This window comes from Variovorax sp. 01T439_2, from assembly GCF_056398445.1.
Genome location: NZ_JBFTPJ010000560.1, coordinates 1 through 3,948, shown reverse-complemented (window position 1 = coordinate 3,948; position 3,948 = coordinate 1). Strand labels below are relative to the sequence as shown.

At 69.4% G+C, this 3,948-nt stretch carries 4 protein-coding genes; 2 read left to right on the top strand and 2 right to left on the bottom strand.

Features of this window, described 5'->3' with window-relative positions:
• A partial coding sequence (locus tag AC1DOC_RS23200) for a dioxygenase (protein WP_478130568.1) occupies positions 1-561 on the bottom strand: 561 nt, incomplete at its 3' end.
• A gap of 46 nt (positions 562-607) precedes the next feature.
• A complete protein-coding gene (locus tag AC1DOC_RS23195) occupies positions 608-1,771 on the bottom strand; it encodes a CaiB/BaiF CoA transferase family protein (protein ID WP_478080085.1) in 1,164 nt (387 codons plus the stop codon).
• 122 nt (positions 1,772-1,893) lie between these two features.
• On the opposite strand from AC1DOC_RS23195, the gene AC1DOC_RS23190 reads away from it, so the two are divergent.
• Both AC1DOC_RS23190 and AC1DOC_RS23185 read left to right on the top strand, forming a co-directional pair.
• Positions 1,894-2,805 carry a LysR substrate-binding domain-containing protein gene (locus tag AC1DOC_RS23190; RefSeq protein WP_478080086.1) on the top strand — a complete coding sequence of 304 codons (912 nt, stop codon included), beginning with the start codon at positions 1,894-1,896 and terminating at the stop codon, positions 2,803-2,805.
• Positions 2,806-2,842: 37 nt separating this feature from the next.
• A partial coding sequence (locus AC1DOC_RS23185; protein ID WP_478130567.1) for a hypothetical protein occupies positions 2,843-3,948 on the top strand: 1,106 nt, incomplete at its 3' end.

The window sequence follows — 3,948 nt, the reverse complement described above, 5'->3', positions numbered from 1 at the left end:
CGCCTGCATCGCGGCGCCTTCGAGCTGCATGTCGTACACGCCTTCGCCGTCGCCCGACCAGATGTCGAGCAGCGCACCCTGGAGCGGCTGGCCGTGGGTGTCGGTGACGCGGCCGCTGTAGAAGGTCGGCTCGCCGCGGGCGCCCTGGGCCACGTCGGCGCCGAGCGGCAGGTCGGGCGCGCCCTCCCAGTAGAAGGGGCCCTGCACGGTGGCGTGCGTGGCCTCGGTGAGCTCGGTGGCCTGCGTGGCTTCGCTGGCCTCGGCCCGGCCGCGCTTGCCGGCGGCGGCGCGCAGCTGGTCCAGGATCACGACCATCATCGAGGCGCCCAGCGTGTCCGACAGCAGGATGAACTCCTGGCGCTTGTCGGTGCAGGTCTGGCCCGTGGCCGTCAGGAACTCGATGCCCTGCATCCATTCGTCGGGCTTCAGGTCCACCTCGCGGATGAAGGCATGCAGGTGCGTGATCAGCGAYTGCATCAGCTGCAGGAAGCGCGCGTCGCGCGTTCCCTTGAGGCTCTGCAGCACGGTCTGCGTCAGCTCGCTTTCGTTCGATGGGGTCATGGTTGTCTTGTCTCCTGGCTCGTTATGTCTGGAAGGCCGCGCGGGGTCAGCGCGCGGCGTTGGGCGGCTGCCCCAGGCGCTGGCGGATCGGATCGACGATGGCCGCGTTGTCGGCGCCGAGCATGGGCGGCGCCGTCACCTCGAGCGCACGCTCGCCGTCGAAGCTCACGGGCGAGCGGATGGTGTGCCACTCGCCGCCCTCGGGGTGCGGCGCGCTCACCTGCAGCTGCAGGTGCCGGGCCTGCGGGTCTTCCATGGCCTCGCGCGTGTCGTACATGGGCGCATGCGGTACGTCCTCGGCCTCGAGCCGCGCGCACCACGCCGCGCGGGTCTGCTGGCGGAACAGCCCGCCGAGCAGCGCGATCAGGTCTTCCTGGTGCGCGATGCGCGCCTCGCGCGTGGCGAAGCGCGGGTCCGCGAACAGGCGAGGGCGCTCGATGGCATTGGCCAGGCCCTGCCAGAACTTCTCGGGCGAGGACATGTGCAGCGCGATCCACAGGCCGTCCGCGCACTCCAGCACGTAGGACTGCGAGACGCTCGGCCGGCTGAACGGGCCCATGACCTCGCTCTCGGAAAAGTAGTGCGTGAAGGCGTCGAGGTTGAAGTGGCACATGGCCTCCAGCATCGACACCTCGACCGCGCGCCCGCGTCCGGTGCGGCCCCGTTCGACCAGCGCGCCGAGCACGCCGTAGGCGGCGTAGAAGCCGGTCATGGCATCGGCCAGGGCGGGGCCGACCACGCGCGGATTGGCCGGGTTCACGAGCAGCTTGAGGAAGGCGCTGGCGGCCTGAGCCACCGTGTCGTAGGCGGGGCGCCCTGCCGCGGGGCCGGTCTGCCCGAAGCCGCTGATCGCGCAATACACGAGCCGCGGATTGAGCGCCCGCAGCCGCGCCTCGCCGGCGCCCAGCCGCTCGGCCGCACCGGGGCGGAAATTCTGGATGTAGACGTCGGCGTCCTTCACCAGCTCGTCGAACACGGCCGCATCCTCGGGCAGCTTCGGGTTGAGCGTGACGCTGCGCTTGTTTCGGTTGTAGGTCTGGAAGTGCGGGCTGTAGAGGCCGCCGCGAAAGGCGCGGAACGGATCGCCCGCGCCGGGCTGCTCGATCTTGACCACCTCGGCACCCAGGTCCGCGAGAAACATGCCGGCGGCCGGTCCGGTGATGAACGTGCCTTGTTCCAGCACCTTGATGCCGCTGAGGACTTTTTGCACCGGGGAGTCTCCTGTTGTTGTGGTGGGGCCGGAGAAACTTTAGGTTGCACGCGCGAATTCCGAAAATGATTGTTTTCCATCGTTAGCATCGATGCCATCGATCATTGCTCCCGAGGAACGCCATGGAACTCAGGCACCTGCGCTACTTCATCGCCCTGTCGGGCTCGCTGAACTTCACGCGCGCGGCCGAGCGCCTGCATGTGACGCAGTCGACGCTGTCGCACCAGATCAAGCAGCTCGAAGAAGAGATCGGCGTTGCGCTGTTCGACCGCATCGGCAAGCGCGTGAGCCTGACCGATGCCGGCGACGAGTTCCTGCACTACTGCACCAAGGCCCTGCACGAGATCGACCTGGGGCTGGGCGCGCTGCGCCAGGACAGCTCCGAGGTGGCGGGCGAGCTGCGCGTGGGCTCCACGCACACCTTCAACCTCGGCTTCATCCCCGACTGCATCGCGAGCTTCCAGGCGCGGCATCCGCGCGTGAAGGTGGTGGTCGAGGAGCTGTCCGCCGACCAGATCGCCGCGCGCCTGCAGCAGGGCACGCTGGACCTGGGCATCGCCTACCGGCCGAGCGCGCCCGGGCCGCTGCAGTTCGAGCCGCTCTACAACGAGGAGATGGTGCTGGTGGTGGCGAAGAAGCACGCGCTTGCGCGGCGCAAGCGCGTGCGCATGGTGGAGCTGCACCGCCTGTCGATGGTGCTGCTGCCGGCCAGCTTTGCCACGCGCCAGATGCTCGACGAATGCTTTCGCTCCTGCGGCGCGCAGCCGCACGTGGTGGCCGAGATCAACACGCTGGCGCCGATGATGGACCTCGTCGCCAAGACGCAGCTCGCGTCCATCGTGGCCGCGAACGTGGTCAACCCGCTCTCGGGGCTGGTCGTCATCCGGCTCGAAAGCCCCACGCCCGTGCGCACGCCCGGCATGCTGTGGTCGCCGGTGGCGCGCGACGCCGCGGCCACGCGCGCGTTCTCGACCATCGTGCGCAAGCTGGCGCTGCGCAGCAGCCTGCAGGGGGCTGGCCCCCGCGTGCGGTAGCAGCGGGGCATTCGTGGCGCTCTGGTAGAAAGAGGCCATGACCGTCTCGCTCGCGGCCTCCCTCATCGAACTCGCACTCGGATCGGAACTCGGGGCGTCCGGCGATGCCGGGCGCAATCGCTGCACGCTCGAGGGCGTGACGTGGCAATCCATGCCGGACGGCGGCATCGAACTCCGGGTCCGGCGGTTCGAGGCGATGGCGCTGCGGCTTGCGTCGGATCCGTTCGTCCTTGAAATCGACCGCATCGATGTGCACGAACTGGTGGCCCGGCTGCGCACCGAGGCCGGCGTGCCGCGGCTGGTGTCCGTCCAGGCGGACAAGGCCGAGTGCTCGGGATTGAAGCTGCATGGCCCGTTGGTGCTGCCGCCGCAGATCCAGAAGATCCGCGAGGCGGGCCAAGGCGTGGACGCGTCGGCGGCAACACCCACCGTGGCCGGCCAGGCTGCCGCCGACGCGTGGCGCCTTGCGCCGCTCAACGAGGCGGAAGGCACGGTCCGCGGCCAGATCACCGACGCGCACCTGCTGTTCGATGCCGATGTCACGGTGCCCATTCGCCACGGCCAGCTCGACTTCAACGATGCGACGGTCGAACATGTCGGGCCCGACTCGCGCATGGGCGTGAGCCGGATGGGCATCTACGTCGATGCGCCCAACGGTCGCAGCTACCTGTACCAGTTCGCCGCGGCGCCCCTCGCGGGCGTGGTGTTCGAGCACCGCGGGGCCTTGCTGGGCCCCTGGGTTTCCGAGCGCGGCAAGTTGCAACTGAAGACCTTTGCCGAATCGATGCTGCGCCAGGGCCGGCGCGGACCCGGCCAGGGCCTGACGCAACAGGCGCGCCTGCTGCTGGGCCGCACATCGCTCTCGGGCGAGCTGCGGCTTGGCGAGGGACTCGTCGCGGTGCCGGGCCTGCAAGTGCATCTGGAAGGGCGCCATGCGATCGGGGTGCATTCCCAGTCCGTCGGCCGCGGCCTCAAGGTGGAGATGGCTTCACTCGCGGCCCGCGATGCCGCGGCGGCCTGGAAGGGTGCGCAGATGGGCTTCGATCGGGCAACGGCGAAGCTGGCGATCGAGATCCTGGTCGAAGGTCCGGCGATGCGCTTCGCGCTTCATGTCGAGAACGGCACCGCCGAGGGGCTGCGGAT